Origin of the sequence: Actinomadura sp. KC216 (assembly GCF_004348535.1) — a bacterium.
GTDB lineage: Bacteria > Actinomycetota > Actinomycetes > Streptosporangiales > Streptosporangiaceae > Spirillospora.
The window spans coordinates 1-3,947 of record NZ_SMJX01000508.1; the positions used below are offsets into that span (position 1 = coordinate 1).

At 70.5% G+C, this 3,947-nt stretch carries 5 protein-coding genes; 2 read left to right on the forward strand and 3 right to left on the reverse strand.

The features are described from left to right. Positions 1-63: 63 nt before the first annotated feature. Both E1264_RS41100 and E1264_RS41105 read right to left on the reverse strand, forming a co-directional pair. Positions 64-615, reverse strand: coding sequence for a nuclear transport factor 2 family protein (locus tag E1264_RS41100; protein ID WP_207936920.1), 552 nt, complete (start codon positions 613-615; stop codon positions 64-66). Between the two features lie 91 nt (positions 616-706). Next, complete coding sequence (locus tag E1264_RS41105) at positions 707-1,045, reverse strand: nuclear transport factor 2 family protein (protein WP_132182747.1); 339 nt, start codon at positions 1,043-1,045, stop codon at positions 707-709. Between the two features lie 430 nt (positions 1,046-1,475). On the opposite strand from E1264_RS41105, the gene E1264_RS41110 reads away from it, so the two are divergent. Together E1264_RS41110 and E1264_RS41115 are read left to right on the forward strand one after the other, a co-directional pair. Further along, positions 1,476-2,402, forward strand: a complete 927-nt coding sequence (locus E1264_RS41110) for a LysR family transcriptional regulator (RefSeq protein WP_243711485.1) — start codon at positions 1,476-1,478, stop codon at positions 2,400-2,402. Between the two features lie 170 nt (positions 2,403-2,572). Continuing rightward, the gene (locus E1264_RS41115) at positions 2,573-2,869 is read left to right on the forward strand and encodes a hypothetical protein (RefSeq protein ID WP_132182749.1); all 297 of its coding nucleotides are present in this window, start codon (positions 2,573-2,575) and stop codon (positions 2,867-2,869) included. Between the two features lie 449 nt (positions 2,870-3,318). Here the strand turns inward: E1264_RS41115 and E1264_RS41120 are convergent. Beyond that, positions 3,319-3,947 (reverse strand): DUF5994 family protein (locus E1264_RS41120; protein ID WP_243711486.1); only part of this gene is annotated, 629 nt, incomplete at its 5' end.

Sequence of the window (3,947 nt, forward strand, 5' to 3'; positions counted from 1 at the left end):
CCGGCGCCACCGAGGAGTCCGCGCCTGCCCTTCGCTGAAACGGTGACGGCGTGAGACGCGTTCTCAGCCTCGCGCTTGAGGGTGGAGCCGGTCCGGTAGGTCGGCCAGCGGGAAGACCTTCCAGAAGTAGGCATCCGCCGCGTGCTGGTCGCCTGGATAGTTGACCGCCTCGGCGATGCGGCCCTCCTCGACGCGGAAGGCCAACGCCCAGGTGATGTCCAGCCCCTCGGGATTCGTGCTCCACCCTCGGTGTAGGTCGACCACCCAGTCGCCGTCTGCGGCCAGGAAGATCGTCTCGGCCTTGAAGCCCGCCCGGCCGAGCGCCTTGAAGAAGGCCAGCACCTCGTCCGGGCCCTCCTTCGTGCCCGCCAGGGGATGGTGTCCGGGGATGGTCCAGGTGATGTCCCGGGCGAAGAACCTCGTGCGCAGCGCTTGGAGATCGCCTTTTCCGTAGGCCTCGTAATACTTGCGGATCAGGCTGACGTTCGGATGCTCGCGAGGCCTGCCAACGGGCGCCGCCGCGGCCGGTCCGGGGCCCGCGATGGTTGCGGCGGCCGCGGCAGCCGCGGTGACGCCGGCGGCGCGCAACAGGCTCGCGCGAGAGATCTCGGTCAAGAGGAACTCCTTTCGAGAACGGGGACAGCGTTTGTCCCGACCATGTAGTGGCCGTAGATCACGGGCTTTCTGCGCGCCGCATAGCAGCGGCTCAGTAGCGGCCCACAACGTCGCGGATCAGCCCGTCCTGGATCAGGAATGCGTAGGAGAAGCTCTCGCCGCCACCCCCGCTCGTCTTGAAGTCGTAGTTCACGACGTACCGGTCGCCGTCCCAGCGGCTCCCGGTGGCCTTGTAGCGGCCGCCGACGTCGAGTACTTCGGGAATGAGGAAACGATTCATGATGTCCGCGCGCGACGGGTAGACGCGGCCGACGCTGTCGAACCGGGCGTTCTCCGCGAAGGTGGCCTCGACCCCTTTCGTGTCCCCCGCGTTGGCCGCGTCCAGGAAGCGGCGCGCGACCCGTTCGGCCTCCGCCTTGTCGACGGGCACGGCGACGGTGGACGCCCGAGGGGAATCCGAGGCGCCCGCGGAATGTTCCGGCGAACCGCCGGTATCCCCCGCGCCACCGCAACCTGCGAGCAGAATCGCCACCATTGCGAAGCCGATGTGCTTACGAAAACGCATGACAAAATCTCCAGCCCTGCTTTTTCCTTCGCTTCCCTGCCGACGAGCCGACCCTGTGCCCCGGCCCGGCGAGCGCGGGGCCTCACGCCGGGCCGAGGGGATGCCTCCGCTGCCGAAGGTCGTCCGCTGGGCTCAGCAAAGCGCGGGCTCCCCGCGCGAGTCCAAGACCTTTGCCCATGCAAAAAGCGCATAGAGGTCCCAGGGTGAGCGTCCCACTCGAGATGGCAAAGAGGTGTGAGACCCGTGCACATACAGTTGACGCCTAGATCAGCCCTTGGGTCAGGGAGGCCTGCGCATGGACGTGGACACGCGGTCCCTGCGGTATTTCATCGAACTCGCCGAACAACTGAACTTCACCCGCGCCTCCGAACGGCTCTTCGTCTCCCAGCCCGCGCTGAGCCGAAGGATCCGCCGGCTTGAAGAGGACCTGCGCACGCCGCTGTTCGAGCGGACCGGTCGCGAGGTCCTGCTGACCGCCGCGGGCGAGGCGCTCCTCCCGTTCGCGCGGCAGCTCGTCGCCGACTGGCAGGCGGCCCAGCGCGCCGCGCGCGTCGTGGCCGCGGCCAGGTCCCGCGTCCTGCGAGTCGGGTTCGAGGCTTCGGGCGCCGGGACGATGGCCACCCGGGCTTACACCGAGTTCATGCGGCGGCACCCCGATCGCTCCGTCGAGCCCAAGCGCTTCGAGTGGGGCGGGGAGGTGATGGCGCTGCACGAGGGCCTGGTCGACGTCGCCTTCGTCTGGCTCCCCGCCGACACCACCGGACTGCACACGGAGGTCGTGGCCGTCGAACGGCGGATGGCCGGACTGGCCGCCGGACATCCGCTGGCCGGACGGGACACGATCTCGATCCTGGAACTGAACGACGAGCCGATCGTCTGGACCCGGCAGGCACCGAGGGACTGGGTCGACTGGTGGGCCGTGAACCCGCGTCCCGACGGACGGGAGCCGCTGTGGGGACCCGAGAACGACAACGTCGAGGAGATGCTCGAACACGTGGCCTCCGGCCGGGCGATCTGCATCAGCCCCGAGTCGATGACACTGCACTACAGCCGTCCGGATCTGGCGTGGGTGCCTGTGAACGACGTCTCACCGCTGCGCATCGCTCTCTGCTGGCCGGTGAGCACCACCAACCAGTCCGTCGCCGACTTCGCCTCCGTGGTCAGGCGCCTGTCCAGGAGACCCACGCCCGAGGGGCAGGACGGTGAGGCCTTTCTCCCCTAATGGCCTCGGTCGGGCGGACACCGACGCTGCAGACCCCGATCGTCCCTTCCGCTAGGCGCCCACGGCGCCAGTGGCCAGTAGGCGGGCTCCAAGATTCCGGCGAGCGTGATGTCGGACCGCTTATGGTGGATGGTGGTTCTGTGGGCTGTCGGAGCAGGGGGGTGAGGTCCATGAGCGGGACGGCGCCGGGGGTCTGGATCGCGGCCGGGGGCGGCCATGACATCGTCCGCGCTGACGCGATCGTGATGCTCCGCCTGGACGAGACCGGACGGCTGACCGCGCAGCTCCGCGACGACGCCAAGGTCAGCGTGTCCCTCCTGGAAGGCTCGTCCGGCTCCCGTCCGCCCGATGACTTCCATCGTCAGCTGATCCGGGCGGTCGCCCAGCTCGCCGATTCCAGCGGAGCGCACCTCGTCCGCGCACGGTACGAGGGGGGCGTGTGGCACTGGATCAGCGAGCCCCTCTAGACGGGGCCGCGAGGTGAGCCCAGTCGGCAGTGCCGGCTGATCAAGCTCAGGTGAGCGCGATCGGAGAACTGGCCCGGACCGGCACGCCCGTACGATCCACGCCGCGAAACCGTTCCGGGCCGGTCGTCGTGGCGAACTCGTGCTCGGCGTCCCAGGGTCATGTGGCGGATTCGGCTCGGGCGCCCAGGGCCGAGGTGGGTGCTGAGGGGGCGACCGGGTCCGGTGACGCCGAGCCGTGCGGCGATCTGCGGGCCGGGGTCGGCGAGGCGTACGGTGATGCCGGGTCCGGCGGCGCGGCGGGCGGGCGTCCTCGCTTCGCCGGGGGCCCGTAACAGGTCGGCGGCAGCGGACGCGGTGGCGGTGAACGCGGTCATGGTGATCTCCGATCGGTGGTGGGCGGGAGGCCGGCCCGGACGGCCGGACGACGAGTCGCCCGGTCCGCGGCCCGATCAAGGTTTGGCGGGGTCTTTCCGAAGTCGTCCGCCCTCGGATTCCCAGGCGCTCTCCGAGGCCATCGGGGTGCCTGCCGGGCCCATCCGGCCGGGTGGCGGGGTGAGGGCGGCCAGCAGCCCAGGGGTGCGCAGGAAGTTGTGCGGGTGGGAGGCCAGCTCCATCGACGCCTCGGCTTCGTCCCTGGGCGTGGCGGCCGGAACGGTGAGCAGGTCCACGCGCCGGCCGTCGGCGTGGATGGCGGTGAGCAGCCCGGAGGGCAGGGAGCCGAACCAGCTCAGCCGCACCACCCGGGTGTCGGCCGGGCCGTCGATGCGCAACCTGCGGGGACGGCTGTCCCAGTCGTCCAACCGGAGCAGGACGTGGGTGATGGGACGCTGGTCGTCGACGGGGCCGCGGCCTTGCAGGGCCAGGATCAAGCCCGGCAGTTCGGCGACCGGGTCGGCCGAGCGGGGCCACCAGGCGCCGTCCAGCGCGGTCCGCGCCGAACCGGGAGGGGCCGCGGGGCGCAGCCTCAGCCGTGGGGTCGAGGGCGGTGACAGGCTGATCGTGGTGCGGCGTTCGGTGGTGGTCCACATGGCGGGCGCCTTCCTCGGGTTCCGATCGGTGCGGTGGGCCGGTTTCTCAG